The organism is Lentisphaera araneosa HTCC2155 (assembly GCF_000170755.1).
GTDB lineage: Bacteria > Verrucomicrobiota > Lentisphaeria > Lentisphaerales > Lentisphaeraceae > Lentisphaera > Lentisphaera araneosa.
On the sequence record NZ_ABCK01000017.1, the window covers coordinates 13073 to 39180 of the forward strand.

Here is a 26108-nt window from a genome sequence, read left to right on the forward strand (position 1 = left end):
ATTAATGAGAAAAAATCGTGCACCTAAGCGTCCTGTAACTCCTGACGCAAAATACAATAGTGAGCTTCTTTCTCGCCTCATCAACATGGTGATGCAAGACGGTAAGAAATCAACGGCTCAAGCTGTTGTTTACAAAGCTTTAGCTACTGTAACTTCAAAAATCAAAGATTCTGATGCAATCGAAGTTTTCTTCGGCGCAGTAGAAAATATCAAGCCACAAGTAATGGTGAAAAGTCGCCGTGTCGGTGGTGCTAACTACCAAGTACCTGTAGAAGTTGCTCCTGATCGCCAAGTATCACTCGCTATGCGTTGGATGATCACGTTTGCCCAAAACAAAAAGGGTAAGCCAATGGATCAAGCACTTGCGTCTGAAATCATCGATGCTTTCAACAACACTGGTAGTGCTGTTAAGAAGAAAGATGAAGTTCACCGCATGGCAGCAGCCAACAAGGCTTTTGCTCACTACCGCTGGTAGTCTGTAGACTATAGATCGAACCTTAGAACAGTGAGTTGCATATGAGCGGCACTAAGTCAAGTAGTATTAACTCTCTTTCCAAGGTTCGAAATATCGGCATCATGGCTCACATTGATGCTGGTAAAACAACCACCACAGAGAGAGTTCTATTTTACACCGGTAAGAATTATAAAATCGGTGAAGTTCACGATGGTAATACCACGATGGACTGGATGCAGCAGGAACAAGAGCGCGGAATTACGATTACCTCGGCCGCCACGACCTGCTTTTGGAATGATCACAAGATCAATATTATCGACACCCCTGGGCACGTTGACTTCACAGTGGAAGTTGAACGTGCTCTTCGCGTTTTAGATGGCGCAGTTGCCGTCTACTGTGCCGTTGGCGCAGTTCAGCCCCAATCTGAGACTGTCTGGCGTCAAGCGCGTAAATATAACGTTCCCACAATTGCTTTTGTAAATAAAATGGACCGCATTGGTGCGGACTTCGCAAATGTTGTTAGCGAACTTCGCAGCAAACTAGAAGCCAATGCCGTTCCGATTCAGTTGCCAATTGGCGCTGAAGCAGAATTTTCCGGGATTGTTGATTTAATCAAGATGAAAGCCTTCTCCTATAATGGTGAGAAAGGTGAAGAAGTTGTTGAATCAGAAATCCCCGCTGACTTAGCAGAAGATGCTGAGTTTGCACGTACTGAAATGATTGATTCTCTTTCCGAGTTTAGCGATGAGATTGCTGAGCTCTACCTCGAAGAACAAGCGATCCCCGAAGAACTCATCATTTCAGTTTTACGTGAACATACAATTAAAAATGAAGTCGTTCCCGTTTTATGCGGTACGGCATTTAAGAACAAGGGTGTGCAAAGTCTTCTCGATGCGGTTCTCGCAATTTTGCCTGCGCCCAATGAGCTTCCCGATAAAGAAGGTCTCGATCCTAAAAAGGATGAAGCGGTCATTGTTTCAGCAAATCCTAAGGGCCCACTCGTAGCCCTCGTTTTTAAAATCATGACGGATCCCTATGTGGGTCGCATCACTTACGCACGAATTTATTCTGGTACACTCTCAAAGGGTGACAAGGTAGAGAATTTCCGTAATAACAAAAATGAGAAAGTATCTCGTCTTCTACAAATGCACGCCAATTCACAAGAAGATATCAAGACGGCTCAAGCCGGTGATATCGTCGCTATTGTCGGAGCGCGTTTTTGTACAACGGGTGATACTCTTTCCACGAAAGACTTCCCTTGTGTGCTCGAAGAAATGACTTTCCCTGATACGGTGATCTCCATGGTCATCGAGCCAAAATCGAGCTCTGAAAAAGATAAGCTCGAAGTCGCGCTTAAAGCTCTTTCAGACGAAGATCCTACTTTCAATATTTCTTTCAATGAAGAGACCGCCCAAACTCTTATTTCTGGCATGGGTGAACTTCACTTAGAGATTATTGCGGATCGTCTCATCGAGAATTCAAAGTCAATGCAAATACTGGTAATCCACAAGTTCCTATCGTGAAGCCGTAGTGGATTCAGCCGACTATACCGAAACCTTCGTTCGTGAAACGCCTAATGGTAATCTATTTGCCGAAGTTTCACTCCGAGTCGAACCCCTCGAAAGAGGCAAAGGTTTTGTGCTTGACAACAGACTTTCTCCGGGAATTATTCCAGAAGAGCTTGAAAATTCTATAATTGAGGGTATAAACGAATCTTCTCGAACCGGTGTTGAACACGGTTACCCCTTGACGGATACGAAAGTTTCTGTAGTTGGAGCAGCTCATCATTCGACTGATTCCAGCGACATTGCATTCAAAGCCGCCGCTTCAATTGCTCTTCGCAATGCAGCTCTCAAGGCGAAACTTGTTAAACTCGAACCGATGATGAAACTGGAAATTGATACGCCCGAAGAAAATACTGGCGATGTCATTGGCGATATTTCATCTCGACGAGGTTCAGTACTCAACATGGAAAGTGTTGGTAACTTCTCGAAAGTTTCAGCTCACGTTCCGCTAGCAAAGCTTTTCCGTTACACCACGGACTTGCGTTCGCTCACTAAAGGTCGCGCTTCTGCGTCGATTGAGCTTTCGCACTTCACTGAGGTAGCAGAAAATTAATAATAATAACTTAACTTAATAAGTAAGGTAAAAACATATGGCTAAGCAAACCATTAGAATAAGATTGCAATCTTACGACCACGCCGTGCTTGATACATCTGCTTCAGATATCGTCAAGACTGTAAAACGTGCTGGTGCTCGTGTTGCCGGTCCTATTCCTCTGCCCACAAGAGTTGAGCGTTTCACTGTAAACCGCTCTCCCCACGTGAACAAAAAGGCAATGGATCAATTCGAAATCAGAACTCACAAGCGTCTTCTTGACATTGTGGAGCCTACACCCAAATGCGTAGACGAGCTCAAGAAGCTCAACCTCCCCGCTGGTGTAGACATCGCAGTTAAGATATAATAGGAGTTTGTTATGACTGGTATTATTGGTAAAAAATTGGGTATGACTCAGGTATACGACGATAAAGGTCGCCTCGTTCCTGTTACAGTTATTGAAGCTGGTCCTTGCCCAGTACTCGACGTTAAAACTAACGACAAAGATTCTTACTCAGCACTTCAAATCGGTTTCGGTTCTAAGCGCGCTAAGAATGTATCTAAAGCTGTTCTCGGACATCTTGCTAAATCTAACAATCAAGAGAACCCTCCTGCTCTTATCAAAGAAATCCGCCTCGAAGCTGATTCTGATAAAGAAGTCGGTTCAGTTCTCACTGTCGAAGAATTCAGCGATATTGCATACGTTGATGTTATCGGTACGACTAAAGGTCGTGGTTTCCAGGGCGTTGTAAAACGTTGGAACTTCGGTGGCGGTCGTGCATCTCACGGTGGTGACTGGGAACGTAAAGGTGGTTCCATTGGTATGTGTAACTGGCCCGGACGTGTATTTAAAGGCAAAAAAATGCCTGGTCACATGGGTAGTGTTCAGCGTACTTCACAAGGTTTAAAAGTTATTCAGGTTCGTCCTGAAGAAAACATCCTTATGGTGAAAGGTGCTGTTCCTGGTTTTAATGGCGGCGTTGTCGTTGTTAAGAAAGCAATCAAGAAGTAATCGGAGTATTGAATCATGACTAAAGTAAATACTGTAGACTCAAAGGGTCAAGCTTCCGGTGAATTAGAAATCAATTCCAAGTGGCTTGAATTCGAAAAAGGTGAGCAAGCTGTACACGAATCTGTTGTAGCTTTCCTCGCAAGCCTTCGTTCAGGTAGTGCTAATACTAAAACTCGTTCTGAAAAGCGTGGTGGCGGAAGAAAGCCTTGGCGTCAAAAAGGTACGGGTAATGCTCGTGCTGGCTCAACACGCTCTCCTATTTGGACTGGTGGTGGTGTAGCTTTCGGCCCTAAGCCTCGTTCTTATGCAAAAAATGTTAACAAGAAAGTTCGTCGTTTAGCTGTACGTCGCGCACTCGCTGAGCGTATCCAAGCTGAAGAACTTATCGTAGTTGACTCATTCGCATTTGAAAAACCTTCAACTAAAACTGCTATTGCTTTCCTCGAAAGCGTTAATGCTGCTGATCGTCCAGTAATCATCCTTAGCGATGACCTTACTGAAAACATTGAGAATCTTGAAAATACTGCAAAGTCTTTCAACAACGTTTCTCTTGTTATGACGGCTTCAGAAGTTAATGCTTACGATATCCTTTCTGGTAAGAAAGTAATCATCACCAAAGCTGCTCTCGAGCAGGTTGGTCAACGTATTTCTGCGGAGGCTTAAGATGAGCAATTATAAAGTAATTAAAACTGTTGTTCTCACTGAGAAGTCTTCCGCTGCAATGGAAGATCAAAACAAGTACACTTTCAAAGTAGCTTCAAGCGCTAACAAGATCGAGATTGCTAACGCAGTTCAAAAGATCTTCAATGTGAAAGTACAATCTGTCAACACTATGAACTACACTGGTAAGAAGAAGCGTCAGCGCACTGCCATGGCTGGTAAAAAAGCCAACTGGAAGAAAGCGATCGTTACTCTTAAGTCTGGTGAGATTATTAACCTCTACTAGGAGACAGTGAAACATGGCTATTAAAACATATAAACCGACAACACCTTCTCTCCGTAATATGGTGACTGTAATTGACGAGACTATTACTCGCTCAAACTCAGAAAGATCACTTACTAAAGGTAAGAAGAGCACTGGTGGTCGTAATAACGCTGGTCGTATTACTACTCGTTTCCGTGGTGGTGGTGTTAAGCGTAAGTACCGTACTATCGACTTCAAACGTAACAAAGTTGGTGTCCCAGCTAAAGTTGCAGAGATCGAATACGATCCAAACCGTACTGCGAATATCGCACTTCTTCACTATGCAGATGGTGAAAAGCGCTACATCCTCGCTCCTGTTGGTCTTGAAAAAGGCGACACAGTAATGAGTGGTGAAAAAGCTGAATTTAAGCCTGGTAACGCGCTTAAAATCAAAGATATCCCAGTGGGTGTTGTTATTCACAATCTTGAGCTTGAGCCTGGTAAAGGTGCAGTAATGGTTCGTTCAGCTGGTCAAGAGGCCATCTTGCGTGCTAAAGAAACTGACTTTGCTCAGATCAAACTTCCTTCTGGCGAAGTTCGTCTCGTTAACCTCAACTGCATGGCTACAATCGGCGTTGTTGGTAATGCGGATCATCGTAAAGCTAAAATTGGTAAAGCTGGTAAGAAGCGTTTCCAAGGTAAGCGTCCTCACGTTCGCGGTGTAGCGATGAACCCGGTCGATCACCCAATGGGTGGTGGTGAAGGTCGTACTTCTGGTGGTTCTCACCCAGTATCACCTTGGGGTCAACTTTCGAAGGGTTTCAAAACTCGTAACCCTCGTAAGAACTCTTCTAAATTCATTATCGAAAAAAGGAAGAAATAACTTATGCCACGTTCAATTAAAAAAGGTCCATTTGTGGATGCACACCTCGCAGCAAAAGTTGAAAAAGCTACTGCTTCAGGTGACCACAAGGCCATTAAAACTTGGTCGCGCCGTTCTATGATTCTTCCTACTTTCGTAGGTTTGAATTTCGAAGTACACAACGGTAAAGAGTTTATTCCCGTTTTTGTAACTGACAATATGGTTGGTCACAAGCTCGGTGAATTCGCACTTACTCGTGCTTTCAGAACTCACGGTGTTATGTCCGGTAAATAATCTGATCTTTTTCAGTTATTTATAAAAAAAAGAGAGTCTTCGGACTCTCTTTTTTTTTGGTCTGATTTTCTAGAACTGACGTGCTTTGTAAAAGGCATGTAGTCCACGCTTTAGAGGCTGTGTGAAAAACAAGCGTCGTACTCTATTTCCAGCTAAATTTTGTAAAGCAAATTAATTGTGTTTTACATTTATCAAAAATGACCTCCAAAGCGAAGGTAATGTATTTACGATTCAGTCATTTGTCCGGTAAGTATCGCTAGATACTAAAAAAGTGTAGTGTCCCCTTATAAATTGTTCTACCAAAAAGCAAAAAATAAGGAGCACTACACCATGAGTATACAAATAGCGAACTCTCAAGAAAATCAAAGTCGTCGCTTATCTTTAAAAACAATGAACCAGCAAATGAGTCACTTGGCGGTTCATGGAGCGGGCCTAAGTCCCTGGGAAGCCAAAGAACTGGTTCGCATGATAGATGAGGTCTATTTTTCCTATAGCCAAAAGGAACTTAAAGAAGGTCAACTCAAGTACAACTGCGTCTCGACCAAGGAAGGTGCAGGTAAGGCACTCAAAGACTGTGAAATGATAAGCGTCACTCTAAGTGTATTCAGTGATTTTGACGAAGAAGAGTTGCCCAATAGAAAAAATAAACAACGGCAAGTTGTTCGCCGTCAGCGTAGATTAATACGTTTGAGCGAAGAGGCTCGCGATCAAGGAGGTCTATTAAGCCAGGAGGATTTGGCCAAGCTGTTGATGTGCGATACAAAAACGATCCGATGTGATATCAAACACTTACAAGAGGAAGGTATTGTCATTCCGACGCGTGGCCAACAAAAAGATATTGGTCCTGGAGTTACACACCGTGAATTGGTCATTCGTCATTGGGTGGAAGGCAAAGAAGAAGTTGAAGTTGCGAGTGCTACAAAACATTCGATGGGCGCCGTTGAGAGTTACCTTCAAAAGTTTAAAGTTGCGGTTTACTTACGGGTAGGGAAGAGCTTCACTGACCATGAAATCGCGGTAGTTGCAGGAATCTCACAACGCGGCGTGAAGACATTCCTTAAGATTTACGACGAGTTTAAGAATAAAGATATGTTCAAACATCGTCTGGATGAAATCCTGCTTACAGGAGATGAATACTATAAGGAAGTTGGCGAAAAAAAAGACTCACTACTGTCGAATCTGTCCTGCCTCACTTAAAGGTTCGCAATTTTGGATGTCAGATTTTCAGCTTATAATAAAACAAGAAAATAAGCAAGGAATAAGCTATGTCTGAAAAAGCAAGAAACCATATTAGCAGTGCAGAGAAAGTGTTAGCTGTTAAACGTCATTTACTCGAAGGAGTCGAGGTATCGGTAATTTGTGAAGAGTTAGATATCAACCCAAATCGTTTCTATGAATGGCAAAGTAAGCTCTTTAGCAATGGATCAGAAGCGTTAACACCGTCAAAGGAATCGCGAGCGGTCAAGAAAAAGATTGAAACTTTAGAGTCAAAAATTCGTCAAAAAGATCAAGTCGTCGTAGAACTTGCCAGCGAACTGATCGAAGCCAAAAAAAAAGCTGGGGAACTTTAAATAAACTTTGGGTTGAGCCTGATTTACGCGATGAGATCGTTGATTTCGTAGCTGATAAGAAGGCTCAATGCAAAATAAGCGAAGAACGCCTACTAGTATATATCGGCATTAGCCGAAGGAGGTTTTATGACTGGAAACAAGCTCATGGAGAACCTCGGAAATACTCTGATAACTTTATACGGACGAATATGATTACGAATCAAGAGAAAGAGGCTATTATTGATTTCTATCTATGCCACCCTTCGGATGGCTATCGTCGTTGTGCTTACATGATGATTGATCAGGATATTGCCTACGTTCAACCATCTTCCGTATACAGGGTCTTAAGCAAAGCTGGCGTTATGAGAAACCGTAACGCCAAAGAAAGTAAAAAAGGTACAGGCTTTGTACAGCCGCTAAAGGCTCATGAACAATGGCATTCCGATATTACTAACATCACTGCTGGTGATACGGTGTATTATCTAATCAGTATTCTCGATGGATATAGCCGCTCCATTATTGCCTGGGAATTAAGGGAAAGTATGAAAGTGCAAGATGTTAATATCGTTTTTCAAAAAGCTAAGGAACTTTATCCTGAGGCTCGACCACGGTGCATCAGTGATAACGGCTCACAATACAAATGTAAGGAGTTTTCACAATTCATTACCCGCAATGAATATTCACATACAAGCACATCGCCTTATTATCCGCAAAGTAATGGCAAGCAAGAGCGTTTTCACGGCTCTCTGAAAAAGGAATGTATCAGAGTTAATTGCCCTTTGAGTATGGCTGATGCTAAGCGTCTTATCGGCGAATATATTGAGTATTACAATACCCAGAGGCTTCACAGCTCTATTTACTATATCGCTCCACATGACAGGCTTAATGGTCTCACGCAACAGATTCTTGACAAGAGAGATCAAAAATTAAAACTGGCTAAACAAAAGAGAATGGAAAGCAATTCCATAATCTCAATGCAGCCACACTTCTCAAAAAACACCTCAATGGAGGGGGAGGTTGGTGGAATGCGGGGATAAATGAATGATTAAGGACTTATCGGTTATTGATTTTTTAATCGCCTATGATAGGTCTATACCACCCAGCTTAAAATCGATTTCATTTTGAGAAGTTTTAGATGAACCAAGACAAATCTATCAAATCCCGTATGGAGCAGAGCATGAAGACGCATATTTCAGCGAATGAAGCAACTTACGGACCACAACAATATAAAACTTTTGCTGGAGCTTTAACAGCTTTTTTCTCAGAGGAGTGTCCGCAACTGGGAGGAATGAGGACTCGGCAAGTTTTGAGCTCAACTATTATCTCTATGGTCAATAAATTCTATCCCGAAACTTCTCATTTAAAACAGGGTCAGACGCCATGGGTGACCACTGACAAAAATGCGACTAAATCATACGGAAAAAAGATCAATCAAACACCTTTAGTGAGTGTTATCCTAGATTTAGTACGAGCAGAAGATATTCAAGAGCGCAAAGACGGTAAGAAGCTCAGAGACATAAAAAAGGAAGCTGTTGCAAGGGTGCTCAAACAAAGTTATAAGCAAGGTGGCTGTATGACCTCGGTTGAATTAGCCATTCTTTTAAAGATCTCTCCACCAACTGTGGGTAAGTATATTAAAGAATGGGAACTGGAACACAATGAGGTCTTACCTCGAAGAGGTTCAATACATGATATGGGGCCAACTCTCACGCACAAAAAAATTATAATTGAAAAACTTTTCATAAAGAAACTCAGCGTTCAACAAGTAAGTCGTGAGACTTATCATTCATTCCAGGCTATCCAGCGTTATATCAGCAAATTTAAACAGGTTCTTATCTGTTATAAGAAGGGCATGAATATCAATGAGATCGCCAAAGTTATTGGAAATACATCCCGGTTAATCAAAGAATATGAAGCTATCATCTTGGAGTACAAAGACCGAGGGTTTGTTTTAGAGCAAATCATCAATACGGACGCAAAGGTGGACTCACAATACGAAACCATCGTCAATGACTTGAACTCTCAGAAAAACTAAATATCTGTACGTAAGGGGACAAATACACCTCACGGACAAATGACCTTATTTATTATGCTTTGATAAGGCCATTCATTTGCAATATGTACCCACCTTTTCGTCAAGGGCTTGCATTAAATCATCAAATTTTATAATCTTTAAAACTCGTTTTAAATTATAAGCGAAATGTGCAAGTGAGCATTCAGCCAGGACCATTTCCTTACCGAGAACTAAAAAACCATTGGTAAGAAACTGAGTTTTAATTGTCCCATATGGGTGCTCAACTGTTCCTTTACGTGTAGCCATCATCACTTTGTTTTCGAGAATCCTTGGTGTTGCTCGTTCTTGATATTGCTGATGCTCCCAACGTGATAAAATGCGTTTTTTTGCTGTCGTACAACGGTGCTTTATAGAACAAGTATCGCATGCATTTTTGTTAGCATATTGATTAAATAATCGGCCCCTTTGAGAGGTAGTTCTAATTTTCTTTAAAGTACTTTTATGGGGGCACAGATAAGTATCTTTTTGTGGATCATAAATAATGGCTTCTTTTCGATACATTCCTTGTTGTACATTTGATGACTTATTAACTATTGGTAAGTAGGGGATAATCCCCATAAGCGCTAAACAGAATAAATCATTCTGTAGTGTGTTTTTCACACAGTCTCTTTAGTATGTGGGGAACTCTAAACTAAAGTTTGAACTACGAGCCGCATTTTCATTGCATCTAAGTTTTCTTAGATGCATTTTTTTGTTTGTACGGAATGCGTCGTGACTTATGGGACTGGCTTGAGTCCAGCAATTAAGGGGGCAGGGATGCCCGCGCTTCTAGGGGGAGGAGGGTGTTTAGTTTTAGCGTAAATCGTCTCTTAACTGTAGAACTTCGTTGAAGAAGGCACCCATGGATTTACTGTCGCTCGTAGCGTTAAAGCCAGGGGAGAAGTCTTTGATACGATAATCTTGGTTTTTGATATCTTTGAAGCCTGCTTTGTCCTTAAGGCAGTCCTTTAGATCTGAGATATGATCATCCAGTTCATCTAATGAATAGATCTGAAGTTTATTGATGACAGCTAGTGGGCCTGTATTTGAGAGCAGTGACGATTTGATTTTCACGTTAGCTTTTTTTGTCGATGAGTTGATAATTGGCCCTTTTTCAGAGTGTAAGATTGAGTCTTCAATAATCGCTTTATTGAGGTTGACGAGTATGGGGTCAGTTTTGTCTATTTTAGCAAAAATTGTTGAGTGATTGATGATTACTTTTTGTGTGGTGGTGTTTGATTTGAAGTATCTTATAAAAGAATTTTGAACAAGAATATCGGAAGATTTTCCAGTTGAATTCACACCGCCTTTATGGAAGAAGCAGTTGATAATATTGATTTTACTAGAGTCACTTTCAATATTAATGTCGCCATCATAAAAGGTGAGGTTTTTAACGGTAAGATCGTCTCCACTAAGAACAATTGAGTTCTGTAGTTTGACGCCTAGGGCACCAATGAGTTTTACCTTCTTATTTTTTAAAATAATACTATCATTGTATGAACCTGGGAGGAGGCGTATGGTACGATTATTTGCTATGACTAGGCTCTCGAAGTTTGGATATTTCGACTGAGAATTGGGGCCGACAAAAATATCATTTTTATAATCAATTTTAATCAAGTTTTTTAATGTGTCGTAAACTGCCAAGATGATCGAGTCATCGCTATTTAGATAACGTGAGTTCTTAAAATCTTTAATTAAATTAGATAAGAGAAGGCGTAGGCATATAGCGTCATCTTCAGAAATGGTGTTGAGTGAAATAGTATCTAGACTTGTAATATTATATAGATTGAAAATGGCGAGAGATTTTGCCTCAACTACTCGGTCAATTTCATTATGGCTTTGCTCTATTAATTCCTTATTTAGAGGGCCTTTATATGTTTCTAGTTGAGCAGCGGCAGCAACTGTATTTTCATTAAGTAAAGAGTATAAAAAGCGTGCAAATTTTGTTTCTTGTTCCGAGTCGAAAGTCAGGTATTTAATTTGAGTTTCAAAATTAAAGTTGGATAAATCTACACTTTGCTTGAGCACCTTGCCTTGAAAGGAACTAGAGATTTGAATTGTTTTCTCATCTAAATCACAACTTAGAACTTTTGCTTTGATATTTTTCCCGTTGATTAGTAAGTCATATACTTCATTATTGGAAAGCGCTAAATTATTTAAAATACTATTCTTCAAGAGATCATGATTAATGAGTTCAATAAGCTTTCTAATTTCAGCGATATTAGCTAATCCGGAAAGCCTCTGTAAATGGCCATCAATTTGAATGGTGTCAAGTTTATAAATAGCTTGAGCTAAGAATTCTTTCTGCTCAGTAAGTTCATGTTCTTTTAAATTTTCTACAGTCACAGTAGGAGGTAGGGCAGTGTCACCTGATGCAAGTTTATCTTTAATGATAGATTTTAAGTTTTCCATGAGACTGTTACGTGTTTCAAGGCTTTCTGTAGCCAAAGAGCCATCATAGTTTTTATAGACCTCAATTGCATCAGTGTATTGTTTTTTAAACATTAGAGTGTTGACTTCACTTCTAAGTTCAATGATAATACGTCTAACGGCATTTTCTTTAGCTTCTTTAATGTCATTATCAATGGATTTTATGAGGTTTATTTGATCGTCAGCAGCATTGTTTTTGTCATTGTTAAACTTTTCACCTATAGAGGCAAAATCTGGCTCTGCTTCTTTCAAGGCTTCTGAGTACCAAGTTCTGTCAATAATGACAGGCTCTTTTATTGTCTCTTCTTTTGTTTCTTCAGCTAAAGCTGTGTCAGTGCCTTCCTTCGCACCTGTGATTTTCAAGTCAGGCTTATTAGTGTCATTTTCATTCTTAAGATCATTAGATTTATCGGTTACTGCCTCTTCTTTTGTGTCGGCCAACTTATCAGTGTTAGCCAATTTATCGTCAGCAGTGGGGGTATCTACAATTGGCTCTTGTTTTTTTGTTGAGTGTTTCGCATAAATGAATATACCACCTGAAATTATGGCTAGGAGAAAAATAATTGAACATATGATGGCAGCTACAGGGCTATCTTTCTTTTTCTGTTGAGTGCGTCGTGCTCTATTGTTTGCTATTGGACGAGGAGTTGCTCGACGTATCTCGCTAGTCGACTGAATAGATTGTTCAATGACCGGAGGTGCTTCATGTTTATTTTTACGTTTACTTCTTGATGGTTTTTCTCGAGAGGACTCTTTTTGAGTATTACTTGCTTGTGGATCTTTTTGAAGCCCGGTATTTGTTCTTTTGCGATGGACTCGCTTTGGATTGCTAAGTTTTTCATGAACATCTTTCGAGATACCAATATCAACAGAAGTTTTGATTCTGTCTTGTATTACTTCTTTGGATAAAGGTTTGAGGTTAAATGCAGTTGAAGCAGCGGAGCTGACATTTTTGAAATGTGGGCTGACTAGTTTTACAAAATCGTTTTTCTCATAGATTTCAGTTTTGGTGCCTGACATTTGTTTAGTCAAGGAGTGCCCGATGTTCTCATAATAAGTTTCAATCATTTTCATGACTTGACGATATGAATTCATTCGCTGTATCGGTTCACGTTTTGACATATTCTTGAGAATAAATAGGAAGTCTTCATCAAGTTCGACTTCGACGCGTTTTGGGATGATTAATTCTGAAGGATTAAATTCTCCAGAAGGTGTGCTGTGCGGTGTGATACCCGTGATTAAGTAATAGAGAAGCATTCCTAAAGAATAGATATCACAAGCTTCGTTGGGAAATTTTGAGCTATAGGTTATCTCAGGGCTTATATAATATATATCAAAGATTTGCATCTGTGATTTTACAAACCTCACATCTTGGAGTAGATGAACTGCAATACCAAAATCGTTATATAAAAGGTTGCCTTTATCATCGATAAAGATGTTTCTAGGCGTTAAAGAAAAGTGTCCACTGCGCGTTGCAATATAGGCTTCATCTAAGGAGAGTAAGAGCTCATATATAAGATCTAATGCTTGAATAGGATCCCATATGTAGCCTGAATCGATGAGTTTTTCAAGGCTTTCAATTTTTGTAAAGGGCATGACTTGGTAAATAAAGTCGTCATCAATTGCCGATTTATGAATGGGGAGTTGACTACTACCTCCATGCGGACTTAAATCTTGTGCAAGTTCGAGGAAAACTTCAGGTTGTTGAAGTGAGTATGTAAGGGTTTTGTCAAAAACTCGGAGTAGTTTAATTTTATTTGATTTTGTATCTAAACAAGCAAAGTACGAGCTAAAGCCATCATCGGATACTTTATATAATGCTTTATACCTCTTTTGAATGGTATTTCCTGCAGACATACGTCCACGTCTAAGCTGAATTGTATCATTACAATTAGGACAACGCAAGCTGTCAACAGATGCATTAGCATCTATGTTGACTTTGCTATTACAGCTTAAGCAGGTGAGAGAGAAGTTCATGTGTGTATTTATTTAATATACAATGTATTTTTACTACAATTGTAAAATATTAGAATTGATAATGTATGTTTTAATTACATTAATATAGACGTTTTAATGATAACTTACCTCATATTTTTAGAATTAAGTTTGATATCAGTATAATAAAATAAGCGTATCATTCATCTGAACACCAATAGAAAGTCTTTGGTAACCTTTTAAATATCCAGGAGATTTTGGACTTAACCTGAAGTCACCTTGTCTTTGATTCATAAATTTTGATTGATCTTTCAAGCAAAAATTTATTTGCGAGAAGATTGGCTTTAATTCATTAAGTATAGCGATGTTATGGTGTTGGTCTTTAACTAAGTAGTAATCGCTAGAAAATAAGCAATAACGTAATTTAAAATCATTATATTTTTGAAGATTTGTAAAAATTGGAGTGTTATCTGCGATAAAGATACAATTCAAAAATTGAGTTCTTTTGGGTGAACCAGATACACTTGATTTTAGTTTGTTATTTGGGAAGATTAATGAATTCTGGATGTTAATTTTTTTTGCGGAATCAGCAATACTAATTCCATTGAAGATACAGTTGTTGATTTCGATATTTTCAGTATTAGGGGAGAGTTTAAAGCTACCATTTTTTAAATTTGTATTTAATATTTTTATTGATTGGATATTTTGGTCTATGATAATGTTACCGGAATGAAGATTTAAGTTTTTGAGTTCACAGTTTGTTGCTTGGATTAGGATGTCAGTGTGGATTTGTACACCATTACACCCAATGAGCTGAATGTTGTTTTGCTTGATGACTATTGGCGTTTTATATATGCCTGGAAGTAGCCTGATTGTCGTGTTTTTATTATTTAATGCGAGTGCTAATCGGGGGAGTTTGAACTGAGAGTCACTTCCGACAATGATTTCATGTTGTATGGGAGGAAGTGTTTTTGATTCTAGCTCTGTAAGGTATTTGGCAATCAAATCCTTTTTTATTAGTGTGAAATCGGCTAGTTGATATTGTTTTTGAAGTTCTTTGATTAACTTTATTAAAGCTATTTGGTTATCAATGCTAAAGCCTGAAAAATTAATTTCAGAACCAAACTTTTGGTGAAAATTCTTAAAAAGGATCTCATAGGCCATTTCGAGTTCAGAATTTAGCAGTTGTTGAACGAGAGGTTTTAGAGATTGTGCGAGAGGTCCTTGATACGGAGTTAGATAGCGATACGCTTCGGTATAATCGTCGTTTTGTAAAAGAAAGATGAACCTTAAGAAAGCTTGCTCGTCGGTATTATTTTGCTCAATCCATGTGACTAGATAGCGGGGATTAAGTTTTTTAAAGGGTATGTTTAGATTTAGATTGTTAGCTTCATGATAAACCTTTACGGAAATATGCTCAGCATCAAAATTATAGGAGTTGAATTCAGCGTCTATCATTCCCCCTTGGTAATTGATCGGGATGATGGGGTCATTCGAGCTTAGGATCGCAGTAAAAATTCTTTTCAATAAATGTGACTTGTTTGACTCTTGAATTAATTTGTTTAGGCTTTGAAGAGTTTTTTCTTTGCCAGGTATCTTTAATTTGGCAGATGTCTTTATTGCACCTGCAATATCATTATTGACTAATTGTAGGGCAAGAAGCTGAAGTTTATCTTCCTTTGGAGTTTCTAAATTGGGTTGTGCTTTTTGAATATTATTTGATATTTGTTGACGTTCCAAAGATGTTTTTTGAGCGAGATAATCGGAATAGTTGTCGACAATTTTTATAGCGGCTGATTTTTTGTTTTCCTTGATTAGGGGTAAAGTTTTAGATTCAAGTCGATTGAGGACTCTTTTTTTCTGTTCGTTCAATCTCTGGTGACTTGTTTTTTGTATGAGCATTAATTTTTGAGCGTCGTCTTCTGACGCCACCTGTAAATCATGGGTCATCTGTTGGAGGATTTTATCAAAGTTAGGGAGCTCTTTATTCAATTCTTCTTTGTAAAATGAAAAATTAACTGAGCTTTCTTTGGGTCGTACTTGTAGATTGGTGTTACCATTTTTAATATCATCAACTGACGCATTAGTTTTGGCTTGGTTTTCATTTGAGTTTTGAGAAATAATTATAGGTTTAGAATTTAAAGGTGTGTAAGGGGGGATTTGCTTAGTTTCATGAATAAGTAAAAATGCACAGATGGTGAGTACTGCTGCCGCTACAATGATGTAAGTTAAAAGTGAGCGTCTCTTTTTTGCCTTACCGGCAGTTTTTGAGCGATTGAGCATTTGGCTATGAGGCCGTTGTTGCAGGCGTCTTTTTTTGGTTTGATGAGGGTGGATTATTTTTGTTTTAAACTCTTTTGGTAAGTAAGCCTGGGTTGAGATTTTTTGCCTTATAATCTCAGAGTTGTAGTTCGCCTTACTTTTGATAGTTAGTGATTTAGGCTTCTTTTTGACTTGTGGTAAAACGTGCTGAATAAAATGCTGTGATTGATAAAGAAGTGTTTTTTCGCCTTCCATTTGTTTGAGTCTTACATGGCCAATAGAGTTATAGTACTGGTCAATGGCATTAATGAGTTGCCGGTAGGACTGAAAGCGATGGTTTCGTTCTTTATGTGTGATGTTTTTGATGATTTGCAGGAATTCTTCATCTAACAACTCTAAGGTTGTATTTGGAAAGGTGAGTTCTTGTTTAAGGATTTCGCTTTTATCTTCAGCCGGCCCCAAAGGGGTGAGTCCCGTTACCATGTAGTAGATACAATGACCAAGGGAGTAGAGGTCGCTACTCTGGTCGGGGTAGTGTAGGCCTTGGACGAGTTCTGGACTAGTGTAGTAGATGTCAAAAATATTAAACCCGCATGAGGCAAATCTAGAGTCCTGTAGCAATTGCGGAGCTAAAGAGAAATCAAAGAATTTTACTAAACCATCATTATCAATGAATATATTATGGGGAGTGAGGTTAAAGTGTCCGCTGCCAGTAATTGAATATGCGTGGTCTAAGGACTCTAAAATATCATAGCATAGGTCTAAAGATTGAAGGGGACTCCATAAAAAATCATTATCGATGATCTCTTCAATTGATTCGAGCTTCATGTAGGGCATGACTTGATAGAGGTATTGATCAAAATATGCAGAGTGTAAAATTGCTAAGTGATTATCTGAAGCATTAGTTGAACTGGCTTCCATAATGTCTTTTACATCATTTGGCGAACTTACTGCAGAGTAAAAACTTTTATCAAACACTCGAGTTAAAAAGAGCTGACCTTCATTCTTGTCAAAACTAACGAAAAGTTTACTGAAACCATCATCGTTGATTTCATAAACAGTCGTTAGGTCTTCATTTAAGTCAACACCCTCGGCCATGCTGTCGGGGCGTATTTGTATTTCACTTTGACAATTAAGGCATGGATACTGCTCGTTGATTTCAGCAGAATCTAATGTAATTTGATAAAGGCAATGTTTACAAGTTAGAATAAATTTCACGTTACTTTCCTACACTATTTCTATAAGCTATGAGCTAGAACGAAGGAAAAAAAGGTTTCGGGATTAAAATTTTATTAATTCATCCACGAATAGAGGAGATCAGTTGAGTAAAATTCTCGTATGCTGAGCTTGCAGCGACGAAATAAGTGTTGATGTTCGTAAAGGAAGGAGTGAAAAATACAAAGATACAAAAGACGATAAAAGTATTTATGTAGGCCAATAAGGTGGCTGAGAAAAAATGGCCAGGTTTATCAAAATCACTCTGCTTAGTTTTGATTATCAAACGAGCATTCATGTAGATGTGGTGTGCGAATGAACTTCCGATTATAAATGTAAAAACAATGCTGGCTTGATCTTGGTGTTTAAGAAGGGGTAAAAGAAAAAATAAAGGTAGAAGGGCCACTGTTAGCGTTGGGAAAAAATAAGGTGCTAACATGACAAAGGTATTTGGTTTTTCGACTTCAACAGAGCCTGACTTGAAACCAAAACTAAACTTACCCGTTTTCTTACGACAGATCTTGGCGGCTAACCAGTGAGCCATTTCATGGCCGAAGACATAAATAACTTCGAATCGACAAAGAAATTTAAAAGTGATAAAACCAGCGATAAAACCAGCTAGAAACCACACAGAATCCGAAGATAAGCTTTTGTCTTTTACAATAAGTACAATAGCAAAGAGATTTAAGCCTGTAGCGAGTATGAACAGTGGCGCTAAAAGTATGTTTTTAAAAAAAACCTTAAACATTGGGGGACTTTTTTCGTGATATTACGTAAATCGTAAGAAATGGGGGTTGTTAATAAATAGTTGTTAATTATAATATATTATCTTTATAAATAGTCAATTGGTTGTAGCCTCGTGGGATTTGCTAAAATTACAGGTGTATTGTTCTTTCTGATCATCGTTGTGAGCGGAACGTATGTCATGGTGCCCAAGTATATTAAATACAATCGTACTCAAACAGATTTAGAAAAAACTGAAAGAGAAGTGATTCGCCTAGAGTCTGATGTTCAAAAACATCGAGAAGAACTCCATGACTTAACCGTAAAGCCCTCAGCAATTGAACGTGTTGCACGAGAAAAGTTCGGTTTGTGCCGCAAAGGTGAACGAGTTGTGATTTTTAAAGATGAAGATTTGTATCGTGAGAGATTGACCAACTAAAATGTTTTCCGCAGTTGAGTTCGACTCACTTTATATCCACGTCCCTTTCTGTAAAAATATTTGCGATTACTGCACACTGTATTCTGTCGTAGAGAATTCAAAAGAAATTCGTCAGCAGTACTTATCAAAAATTCAGAATGAACTTAATGCTTCTCTTGAGCAATTAGATAATTTAAAAACTATCTTTATCGGTGGGGGGACTCCCAATGCCCTTAGTTCCGATGAGCTAGAGCAACTTTTGCATTCCATTCAGGCGCTCAAAATCCCATCTGAATTTACGGTGGAATGTAACCCCGCAAGCATTACGGAAGAGAAGTTGCAATTGATGCAAAATTATGGTGTCAATCGCTTGAGTTTTGGAGGACAATCTACCTCACGTAAAACGCGTAAGGCACTGGGGCGAAGAACGGGTGATGTTGAATTATTCAAAGCTATTGATTTGGCACAAAAATTCGGATTTAAAAGAATTAACGTAGATTTGATTTATGCGGTGCCAGGTCAAACGCTTGCAGATTGGCAGTATGATGTCCAACAAGTTTTGAGCCAAGGAATACGTCACTTTTCGGCTTACAGTCTCATCTTAGAAGAGGGTGCAGAGATTACCAAGCGAATTAAAGAAACAGACGATGATTTAGCTGTGGAGATGTACCACCTTTGCGAAGACCTTTTAAAAGAGGCTGGTTTAGAGCGTTATGAAGTTTCGAATTATGCGGTGCCAGGCGAAGAATGTCGCCATAATTTAGGGATCTGGCATGGAGCCAAATATTTAGGTTTAGGTCCTGCCGCCGCCTCTTTTGATGGGCTTTTGCGATGGACGCAAAAAGCCGATTTAAAAGCTTGGTTAAATGGCGAAAAAGCTAAGCTCGATGAAATTCCTTTAAAAGAGCGGGTCGCAGAGGTCTTAGCTTTTGGATTCCGTACCAAAATGGGGTGGCAAAAAGAGCTACTGCATTCATTATACGGTAGTGAAGTTTTAAATGAGTATAAAGATATATTGGATAAGCTAGTGATTCAGGGATTATTAGAAGAGACAGCGAGCTACATTCGCGCAACTGAGCAGGGCCTGCTTTTTGCTGATGAAATTGCATCTGTTTTGATTGATTATTCTCAGGAGACAATGAGCTCATGAAGTTCCAGTGCGTATTATGTAAATCGACTTATCAAGCAGAAAGTTTGGAGCTAGGAACGAGTAAAAATTGTCCTACATGCTCTAAGAAAATTGTTGTACCACGTAAGATTTATGATCCAGGTAGAGTGATCGGTAACGATTTTGTTATTGAAAAAGTCGTTGGTATTGGTGGCATGGGTACAGTGTTTTTGGCTCGCCAAATTAGTTTAGATCGTCCAATAGCGCTTAAAGTCCTCCTACGTCGTTATTCTGCCGATAGTAAATTCCGCCAAGAGTTTTTGCGAGAAGCGCAATCAGTTGCCTCGATGATTCACGGTAATCTGGTTCAAGTTTTTGCCTTTGGTGTTGATGAGAGTGACTTATACTTAGCAATGGAATACGTAGAAGGTGATACTTTAGGGGATCGCATTGAGAAGAACGGCAAGATAGACGTAATCGATGCTCTAGGTGTTGTTCAACAGGTGACTGAAGGCTTGCATTACGCTTGGGAAAAAGATTCTCTTATTCACCGCGACATCAAACCTGATAATATAATGATCACTGCTGATGGTTGGGTGAAACTCACCGACATGGGACTGGCTCGTCAACAAAGAGATTTACAAGACGTGAAAGAAGTTTCTGGAACGCCAGCCTATATGAATCCCGAACAGTTTTTGAAAGACCCCATGGATTGTCGTGCAGATATTTACAGTTTGGGCGTTGTTTTATATCATTCAATTACAGGTGCACTGCCTTTTGATTCGGAAAACGTTAGCGAATTAGCACGCCAGCATCTTCAAGACCCCGTTATCTTTAACAACCGTCGTGTGGACCTACCGATAGATGTGAGAAAACTCATCACTAAGATGATGGAGAAGTCCCCAGAGAAGCGTTTCCTCGATCATGAAGCCTTACTTAAAGAGCTGATTAAGGTAAGGAAAGCTTTAAGTAAAGATCCAAGCCTCGTCCCAGGTATTCATACAATCTCCTTTAGTCGTAAAGATATTGGCGAACTCAAAATTGGTAGTAAAAAGAAGAAAGAGGCTAATTCATTAGAATCTCTGCCTAGAAAGAAAGTCCGTAGCCTAAGTGCGAGTGATGATTATCAAGATGCGGAAGCTTTATTGATGAGTGACGGTCACACTTCTACATCAAATATTTTTTGGACAAACTTGGTGGCAATAACTGCCGTGGCTGCAGCACTTGTGGTGTCAGTCTTTTCGAGTCCGTCAAAGAAAGTTTATGAAGTTGAAGCAGAGAGTTTGCTACAAAGAATTATGCAAGGTGAGCTACAGCTCGAACGTAGTAAAGTCGAGCTTGGAAAAGTCTTACAGGAACTTCCCGAAGAAGGTAACGTAAGAGAAATGACTCTTAGAGCTAAAGTATTAACGGTATTGAACTCAGTTGAGCTGAAGGAAAAACAAGCCTTGCAACTTCAGTTGGAGAAGAATTCAGAAAAATTAACCAGTGTCGTTCGTGAAAAAGCTCTCTTAATCAATACCATGAAGCAAAAGAAGAAAGAAGAAGGCCAGCAAGAAAGTCTTTTTGCTCGTACTTTGGAAGAGCTAACGCAATCTGAAGAAGCGATTGCAAAGACAGGACTTGAGGCGCAACAGAAAAACGAAGTACCTCAGCTGATTTTCAATGATGCTTTCATGTTAGATAAGCTTTGGTTGGATGCAAAAACAAAAATTTTGATGACGAGTTTTAAAGAAGTTTACCTTTGGAAGCCAAGTAATGCTTTAGAGGTTATTGCGGGACAGAAATCTGAACTTTATGGTTCGTACTTAGCAGAAGTTAATGATTTAGAAAAATTGATTGGCATTGCTCAAGAGTTTCAGCTTAAGTTTATCAAAGGTTTAGGAACACTTGAAGGTGAATCTTTGTTATTGCCAGGCGGTGAACTGTCTGATATCTCGCTCACTGTTTATTCGGTAGATGAAGAAGAGATCGAAATAAAGGATAGTTATGGCAAGACGTATAAGGTTCCGCAACTGCCTATGGTTCAACAAAAGTATATTTATGACGAAATGTATCCAGGTAATACGGACAATGAGCTTTATGCAACTTATGCACTTTGCGCTTTAAAATTCACCGAGGCGGTAGAGAACGGAGTTGATACTGATATGAGTGAAGTTGTTTTTGATCATTACGTTCATAATCGTTTTACACTAATTAATAACTATTTGAAAAGCAATCTTCAAAGTCGAGCACGTGAGAGTGGACTTAAACTCTTGCAAGGTGCAAAACTTTTTCCAAGTAAAATTAACATGATTCAACAAAAATTGGATAGAACTTTAGGAGAAGGATGGAACTATGAGTCAAGAGCTACTGAGAACGGATTATAATAGTCATTACGTTTATATTCAGAATGTAAAGCCGTCGATTGATGGCGGTATATACCCCATTAAAAGACGCCAAGGCGACCAAGTGAACGTGAGTGCTGAAATCCTTCAGCAAGGTCATGATGGCTTATCGGCGGAGTTACATTTTAAACATAAAAGTGAAAGACGTTGGCAAAGCATTCCTATGGATTGCGAAAATGCAGGTCTCGATCTGTATAAAGCTCAATTTACTGTCGAAAACATGGGCTTATATGAATTTAAGATTTTTGCTTACGCGGATTTTTATGATAACTGGGCCCATGGAGTAGAGAAGAAATTTAACGTTGGCGAAGATATTGCTTCTGAGCTCATCGAAGGTGTTGAACTACTCAAGGATTGTCAATCACGAGCAAACAAAACAGTCGCTAAGAACTTAGCTTCAATAGTTAAAGAACTTGAAGCTGAAAAAGACATGAGCCGTAAATTCTATCGTATGATGGAAGGTGAATTAAAAGATTTGGCTGCGTCGCTTCCCGATAAGGAGTCATTTAATACGGCGACGAGTAGTATTTATTCAGTTCGTTGTGATCGCCGTCGTGCAGAATTTGCTTCTTGGTATGAAGTTTTTCCACGTTCATGCTCAGGTAAAGAGGGCATGCACGGCACTTTCCGTGATGTTGAAAAAATGTTGCCGTATATTGATGATTTGGGTTTTGATGTTCTTTACTTTACGCCTATTCACCCAATTGGCTTTTCAAAACGAAAAGGTAAAAATAACTCACTGACTTCGGCAAAAGGTGAGCCGGGTAGTCCTTATGCTATCGGTTCTGAAGCTGGCGGTCACTTTGCTGTGCACCCTGAATTAGGTACAATGGATGACTTTGATCACTTAGTTAAAGCCTGTGCGGAAAAAGATATTGAAATTGCTTTGGACTTTGCTTTAAACTGTTCGCCTGACCACCCTTATTTAAAAGAACATCCCGATTGGTTCTACCGTCGCCCTGATGGCTCGATCAAGTATGCCGAAAATCCTCCAAAGAAATACGAAGATATTTATCCTCTCAATTTTGAGTGCGAAGATCGCAAAAATTTATGGGCTGAAATTCGCGATATTTTCCTCTTCTGGGCGAGTCATGGCGTACGAACTTTCCGTGTTGATAATCCTCACACAAAACCAATTAGTTTTTGGAACTGGTGTATTGCAGAAGTTCACAAAGAATACGAAGATGTGATCTTTTTGTCAGAGGCTTTTACACGTCCGCGACTCATGGAATTGCTCGCCAAAAATGGTTTCACTCAATCCTACAGCTACTTTACTTGGAGAGAGGGCAAAGAAGAATTGACTGAATACTTCAATTACCTGCACAATTCTGAAGCAGTTGAATACATGACGGCAAATATTTTTGCAACGACTCCGGATATCTTACCTAAGCACTTACAGTTTTCTTCTGCGCAAATGTTCAGGATTCGCCATGCCTTAGCCGTAACCCTTTCGCCAATGTATGGTATGTACACGGGCTATGAATTATGCGAAAATATCCCAGTAGGGCCACGTGATGAACTGATGGATTCAGAGAAGTATGAACTCAAAGTTAGAAATTATGAAGACTCGGGAAGCATTGCTCCATTTGTCAAAAAATTAAATATGATTCGCCGCGAGAACCCAGCTTTACAGGTACAGAATAATCTAAAATTCTGTAGTGTGAATAATGAAAAGCTTATCGCATATATAAAGCGAGTTGAGGGCAATACACTACTGATCGTAGTCAGCCTTGATCCTCTGCACACTCAAAGTGGAATGGTGCACTTGCCACTTCATGAATTAGGTTTTGATCAGCATCATCAATATAAGATGCATGACCTCATGACTGACCAAGTTTATGATTGGTCTGGGCCTGATAATTTTGTTGAACTCTCTGATCGTGCTGCACCAGTGCATGTCTTCAGAGTTTTCTAAGACTTTCAGCCATCAATAAAAAAGGCCGAGTTTTTAAACTCGGCCTTTTTTTATGATGATTACTTTAAATCATCTGGGAGATTTGGTATCTCGTATTTTCCTTTGAGGATTGCTGCAACGACATTCTTTTGAAGTTGATGAATCTCGTCGTGAACCAAGGTATGATCCTTCGCAGCAAAGTGCATACGGAAAGAAACTGTTTTATCTTCTTCGCGCTCATAGACAGAGAAGACTTCCACATCGAGTAGGTTCTTACCTCCACCCTTGCGGATAAGGCCTTGAATATCGCCTGCTAGAGCCTTTTTAGGCGCTTGCACAGTAATATCGAAGGGGACAGCAGGGAATTTAGAGATCTGCTCGTATTTAAGCTTACGCTTGCTCTTAGCGAGTTCATCAAAGTTGATGCAGAAGAGGTAGGCGTTTGATTTGATCTTATTCTTTTCAGCCACGGCGGGATGAAGTTTAAAGATTTCAGCTAAAACGACACGTCCACGGCGGAATTGGCAGGAAATACCTGGGTGAACCCATTCCGGTGCATCTTTATATTCGCTGAGCTGCCAAGTTTTGATGCCTGCTACTTCGAGCAAGTTGGCAACGGTGGCTTTTAGTTCATAGAACGCTTCAGTTTGTAAGTTCTTCTTGCCCGCAGGAGCAGGGACAAGTGCACCACTAAATTGGAATCTCTCCGTGGGGAGAAGTTCCTGCACCATTTGACTTGTATCGTAAATGCGGTTGAAGTCATAAAGCTTCACAGAGTTGAAGTGCTTCAAGTTTTCAGCCACGGCTTTGATGATCTTTGGCATGTTGTTTGGCTTCATGTAAGTCGCATCCTCACTGACAGGATTCTGCAATTTCATGAGTCCTTCAGAACTGAGGCCGAAAGCTTTGAGCTCGTCATCACCACACCAAGGGTAAGTCATGATTTCACTGTAGCTGTAACCATTAGAGAGAATGTCTTTAAATCGACGTTCCAGAGTACGAGCACTGTTAACAGCAGGAACTTTGTCTGCGGTATGAAGCACTTCTGGTGTGATGTTATCGAAACCATAGAGGCGGCCGATTTCTTCTACGATATCTTCTGGGATGGCCACGTCTTTGGTGTTTCTCCAAGAAGGAATACCGAGTTTTAAATCACCTTGGATTTCAAAGCCAAGACGTTCGAGGCGCTTGAGGATGAAGTCTTTGCCAATGTCGCAACCAAGAGCTTTTTCAATGAAGTCAATACTTGTGTCAATGTGAGCTGCTGGGTATGCTTGCGTGTATAAGTCACCCATACCACCTACTAGTTCAGCCTTGGGGCAAAGCTCTTTGATCAACTGCCAAATACGTGCGAGCGCAAGTGGTGTATTTTCTGGGTCGAGAGATTTTTCGAAACGACTCGAAGAATCAGTACGAATACCATGGCGCGTAGCTGAACGACGCACTGCAGAAGCGTTGAAGGATGCGCATTCAATGAGGATCTCAGTTGAGTTTTCATCAATCGCACTGGTGTCACCGCCAATTACGCCAGCGAGAGCTTCAGCTTGGGCACCAATGCTAATGACCATGTCTTCTTCTGTGAGTGTATAATCATTCTCGTCGAGAGCTTTAAACGTTTCGCCATTTTGAGCTGTGCGCACCACAATGTCTTGCCCTTTGAGCTTTTCAGTATCAAAGGCGTGCATGGGCTGACCGAGTTCGAGTAAGATGAAGTTAGTGAGGTCAACGATGTTGTTGATGCAGTTGATGCCAGATTGAGTCAAACGGTCTTGGAGCCACTGAGGAGAGTCACCAACACTAATGTTTTTAACTCTTAGTGATGAGTAACGGCGGCAATCTCCTGCATCGATGGCAATAGCGAAACCATTGTCTGCTTGCTCAACTGCTGTACCTGGGTAAGTTTTGAGATCAAGGTCAAACATCGCACTGAATTCACGTGCGAAGCCGTAATGGCCCCAAAGATCAGGGCGGTGAGTTAATGATTTGTTATCAATTTCAAAAATGATGTCTTCGATGCCAGAGTATTGCTCGAGCGTATTGAGGTAAGTTCCCGCAGCAATAGCATCGTCCATCTCGAGGATGCCTTCTGCGCTATCCGCAAGTCCGAGCTCAGCTTCAGAACAGAGCATGCCAGTACTTTCGAAACCGCGAATTTTAGCTTTCTTAATTTCGAGAATCGCCGGCTTACCTTCTTTGTCAGTAATGGGGAGTTTAGCGCCGAGATCAGCGAAAGGAACAGTGATGCCCGGGCGGCAATTGCTCGCTCCGCAAACGATCGTGCGTTCTTCAGAGCCCGTATTGATGGTGGCGAGTTGGAGGCGATCAGCTTCTGGGTGAGGCGCGCAAGAGAGAACTTTTACCGCTTTTACTTGGGCGAGTGCAGCACCAACTTGCTCAACTTCTTCTACTTCAGCTACAGAGAGTGAAATGAAGTCGCCGAGAGCTTGAGCGTCGCGATCGAGTTTGTAATCAACAAATTCTTGAATCCAATTAAGTGAAATTTTCATAGT

General features: G+C 40.0%; 20 protein-coding genes and 1 pseudogene. 16 read left to right on the forward strand and 5 right to left on the reverse strand.

The features are described 5' to 3' along the window. The first annotated feature begins 4 nt into the window (after window positions 1-4). The 12 genes and pseudogenes from rpsG to LNTAR_RS16230 all read left to right on the forward strand — a co-directional run bounded on the left by rpsG (window position 5) and on the right by LNTAR_RS16230 (window position 9208). The gene (rpsG, locus tag LNTAR_RS16175; RefSeq protein WP_007279812.1) at window positions 5-475 is read left to right on the forward strand and encodes a 30S ribosomal protein S7; all 471 of its coding nucleotides are present in this window, start codon (window positions 5-7) and stop codon (window positions 473-475) included. Between the two features lie 41 nt (window positions 476-516). Then, window positions 517-2572, forward strand: a pseudogene (gene fusA / locus LNTAR_RS16180) (elongation factor G). 37 nt (window positions 2573-2609) lie between these two features. Then, window positions 2610-2918 (forward strand): 30S ribosomal protein S10, encoded by a 309-nt coding sequence (gene rpsJ / locus LNTAR_RS16185; protein WP_007279815.1) that lies wholly within the window; start codon window positions 2610-2612, stop codon window positions 2916-2918. A gap of 12 nt (window positions 2919-2930) precedes the next feature. Then, entirely contained in the window at window positions 2931-3563 is a 633-nt protein-coding gene (rplC, locus tag LNTAR_RS16190; protein ID WP_007279816.1) for a 50S ribosomal protein L3, read from the forward strand. Between the two features lie 15 nt (window positions 3564-3578). Next, the gene (gene rplD, locus LNTAR_RS16195) at window positions 3579-4226 is read left to right on the forward strand and encodes a 50S ribosomal protein L4 (protein ID WP_007279817.1); all 648 of its coding nucleotides are present in this window, start codon (window positions 3579-3581) and stop codon (window positions 4224-4226) included. A gap of 1 nt (window position 4227) precedes the next feature. Beyond that, the gene (gene rplW, locus LNTAR_RS16200) at window positions 4228-4509 is read left to right on the forward strand and encodes a 50S ribosomal protein L23 (RefSeq protein ID WP_007279818.1); all 282 of its coding nucleotides are present in this window, start codon (window positions 4228-4230) and stop codon (window positions 4507-4509) included. 13 nt (window positions 4510-4522) lie between these two features. Further along, window positions 4523-5350 (forward strand): 50S ribosomal protein L2, encoded by an 828-nt coding sequence (gene rplB / locus LNTAR_RS16205; protein ID WP_007279819.1) that lies wholly within the window; start codon window positions 4523-4525, stop codon window positions 5348-5350. Between the two features lie 3 nt (window positions 5351-5353). Then, window positions 5354-5623, forward strand: a complete 270-nt coding sequence (rpsS, locus tag LNTAR_RS16210) for a 30S ribosomal protein S19 (RefSeq protein ID WP_007279820.1) — start codon at window positions 5354-5356, stop codon at window positions 5621-5623. Between the two features lie 330 nt (window positions 5624-5953). After that, the gene (locus tag LNTAR_RS16215) at window positions 5954-6820 is read left to right on the forward strand and encodes a DUF1670 domain-containing protein (RefSeq protein WP_007279821.1); all 867 of its coding nucleotides are present in this window, start codon (window positions 5954-5956) and stop codon (window positions 6818-6820) included. A gap of 68 nt (window positions 6821-6888) precedes the next feature. Continuing rightward, the gene (locus LNTAR_RS16220; RefSeq protein ID WP_007279822.1) at window positions 6889-7194 is read left to right on the forward strand and encodes a transposase; all 306 of its coding nucleotides are present in this window, start codon (window positions 6889-6891) and stop codon (window positions 7192-7194) included. Between the two features lie 35 nt (window positions 7195-7229). Next, the gene (locus tag LNTAR_RS16225; protein WP_157473611.1) at window positions 7230-8210 is read left to right on the forward strand and encodes an IS3 family transposase; all 981 of its coding nucleotides are present in this window, start codon (window positions 7230-7232) and stop codon (window positions 8208-8210) included. Window positions 8211-8350: 140 nt separating this feature from the next. Continuing rightward, on the forward strand, window positions 8351-9208 hold the full coding sequence (locus LNTAR_RS16230; protein WP_040915133.1) for a DUF1670 domain-containing protein: 858 nt from the start codon (window positions 8351-8353) through the stop codon (window positions 9206-9208). Between the two features lie 72 nt (window positions 9209-9280). Here LNTAR_RS16230 and LNTAR_RS16235 read toward each other — a convergent pair whose 3' ends face one another. The 4 genes from LNTAR_RS16235 to LNTAR_RS16250 form a co-directional block, all read right to left on the reverse strand. Next, the gene (locus tag LNTAR_RS16235) at window positions 9281-9847 is read right to left on the reverse strand and encodes a transposase (protein ID WP_007279824.1); all 567 of its coding nucleotides are present in this window, start codon (window positions 9845-9847) and stop codon (window positions 9281-9283) included. Window positions 9848-10039: 192 nt separating this feature from the next. Next, the gene (locus tag LNTAR_RS16240) at window positions 10040-13633 is read right to left on the reverse strand and encodes a protein kinase domain-containing protein (RefSeq protein ID WP_083800062.1); all 3594 of its coding nucleotides are present in this window, start codon (window positions 13631-13633) and stop codon (window positions 10040-10042) included. A gap of 135 nt (window positions 13634-13768) precedes the next feature. Beyond that, entirely contained in the window at window positions 13769-17071 is a 3303-nt protein-coding gene (locus LNTAR_RS16245; RefSeq protein WP_007279826.1) for a protein kinase domain-containing protein, read from the reverse strand. A 79-nt stretch (window positions 17072-17150) separates the two neighbouring features. Continuing rightward, window positions 17151-17816 carry a hypothetical protein gene (locus LNTAR_RS16250; protein WP_007279827.1) on the reverse strand — a complete coding sequence of 222 codons (666 nt, stop codon included), beginning with the start codon at window positions 17814-17816 and terminating at the stop codon, window positions 17151-17153. Window positions 17817-17927: 111 nt separating this feature from the next. On the opposite strand from LNTAR_RS16250, the gene LNTAR_RS16255 reads away from it, so the two are divergent. From LNTAR_RS16255 to LNTAR_RS16270, 4 genes are read left to right on the forward strand one after another with little or no spacing between them, the layout of a single operon-like run. Beyond that, window positions 17928-18230, forward strand: a complete 303-nt coding sequence (locus LNTAR_RS16255) for an FtsB family cell division protein (RefSeq protein WP_157473629.1) — start codon at window positions 17928-17930, stop codon at window positions 18228-18230. 1 nt (window position 18231) lies between these two features. Continuing rightward, window positions 18232-19359 carry a radical SAM family heme chaperone HemW gene (hemW, locus tag LNTAR_RS16260; RefSeq protein ID WP_007279829.1) on the forward strand — a complete coding sequence of 376 codons (1128 nt, stop codon included), beginning with the start codon at window positions 18232-18234 and terminating at the stop codon, window positions 19357-19359. Further along, window positions 19356-21686: a serine/threonine protein kinase gene (locus LNTAR_RS16265; RefSeq protein WP_007279830.1), complete on the forward strand. Its 2331-nt coding sequence runs from the start codon at window positions 19356-19358 to the stop codon at window positions 21684-21686. Before hemW ends, LNTAR_RS16265 begins: the two co-directional genes overlap by 4 nt. Next, window positions 21655-23619, forward strand: a complete 1965-nt coding sequence (locus LNTAR_RS16270; RefSeq protein ID WP_007279831.1) for an alpha-1,4-glucan--maltose-1-phosphate maltosyltransferase — start codon at window positions 21655-21657, stop codon at window positions 23617-23619. Before LNTAR_RS16265 ends, LNTAR_RS16270 begins: the two co-directional genes overlap by 32 nt. Before the next feature lie 59 nt (window positions 23620-23678). Here the strand turns inward: LNTAR_RS16270 and pheT are convergent, their stop codons facing one another. Next, window positions 23679-26105 carry a phenylalanine--tRNA ligase subunit beta gene (pheT, locus tag LNTAR_RS16275; RefSeq protein WP_007279832.1) on the reverse strand — a complete coding sequence of 809 codons (2427 nt, stop codon included), beginning with the start codon at window positions 26103-26105 and terminating at the stop codon, window positions 23679-23681. Window positions 26106-26108 lie beyond the last annotated feature (3 nt).

Coding starts and splice junctions, on each gene's coding strand:
- rplD (WP_007279817.1), top strand. CDS start 3,579: ATGACTAAAGTAAATACTGTAGACTCAAAGGGTCAAGCTTCCGGTGAA.
- rplW (WP_007279818.1), top strand. CDS start 4,228: ATGAGCAATTATAAAGTAATTAAAACTGTTGTTCTCACTGAGAAGTCT.
- rplB (WP_007279819.1), top strand. CDS start 4,523: ATGGCTATTAAAACATATAAACCGACAACACCTTCTCTCCGTAATATG.
- LNTAR_RS16230 (WP_040915133.1), top strand. CDS start 8,351: ATGAAGACGCATATTTCAGCGAATGAAGCAACTTACGGACCACAACAA.
- LNTAR_RS16270 (WP_007279831.1), top strand. CDS start 21,655: ATGAGTCAAGAGCTACTGAGAACGGATTATAATAGTCATTACGTTTAT.
- LNTAR_RS16250 (WP_007279827.1), bottom strand. CDS start 17,816: ATGTTTAAGGTTTTTTTTAAAAACATACTTTTAGCGCCACTGTTCATA.
- LNTAR_RS16215 (WP_007279821.1), top strand. CDS start 5,954: ATGAGTATACAAATAGCGAACTCTCAAGAAAATCAAAGTCGTCGCTTA.
- LNTAR_RS16220 (WP_007279822.1), top strand. CDS start 6,889: ATGTCTGAAAAAGCAAGAAACCATATTAGCAGTGCAGAGAAAGTGTTA.
- pheT (WP_007279832.1), bottom strand. CDS start 26,105: ATGAAAATTTCACTTAATTGGATTCAAGAATTTGTTGATTACAAACTC.
- rpsJ (WP_007279815.1), top strand. CDS start 2,610: ATGGCTAAGCAAACCATTAGAATAAGATTGCAATCTTACGACCACGCC.
- LNTAR_RS16240 (WP_083800062.1), bottom strand. CDS start 13,633: ATGAACTTCTCTCTCACCTGCTTAAGCTGTAATAGCAAAGTCAACATA.
- rpsG (WP_007279812.1), top strand. CDS start 5: ATGAGAAAAAATCGTGCACCTAAGCGTCCTGTAACTCCTGACGCAAAA.
- rplC (WP_007279816.1), top strand. CDS start 2,931: ATGACTGGTATTATTGGTAAAAAATTGGGTATGACTCAGGTATACGAC.
- LNTAR_RS16265 (WP_007279830.1), top strand. CDS start 19,356: ATGAAGTTCCAGTGCGTATTATGTAAATCGACTTATCAAGCAGAAAGT.
- hemW (WP_007279829.1), top strand. CDS start 18,232: ATGTTTTCCGCAGTTGAGTTCGACTCACTTTATATCCACGTCCCTTTC.
- rpsS (WP_007279820.1), top strand. CDS start 5,354: ATGCCACGTTCAATTAAAAAAGGTCCATTTGTGGATGCACACCTCGCA.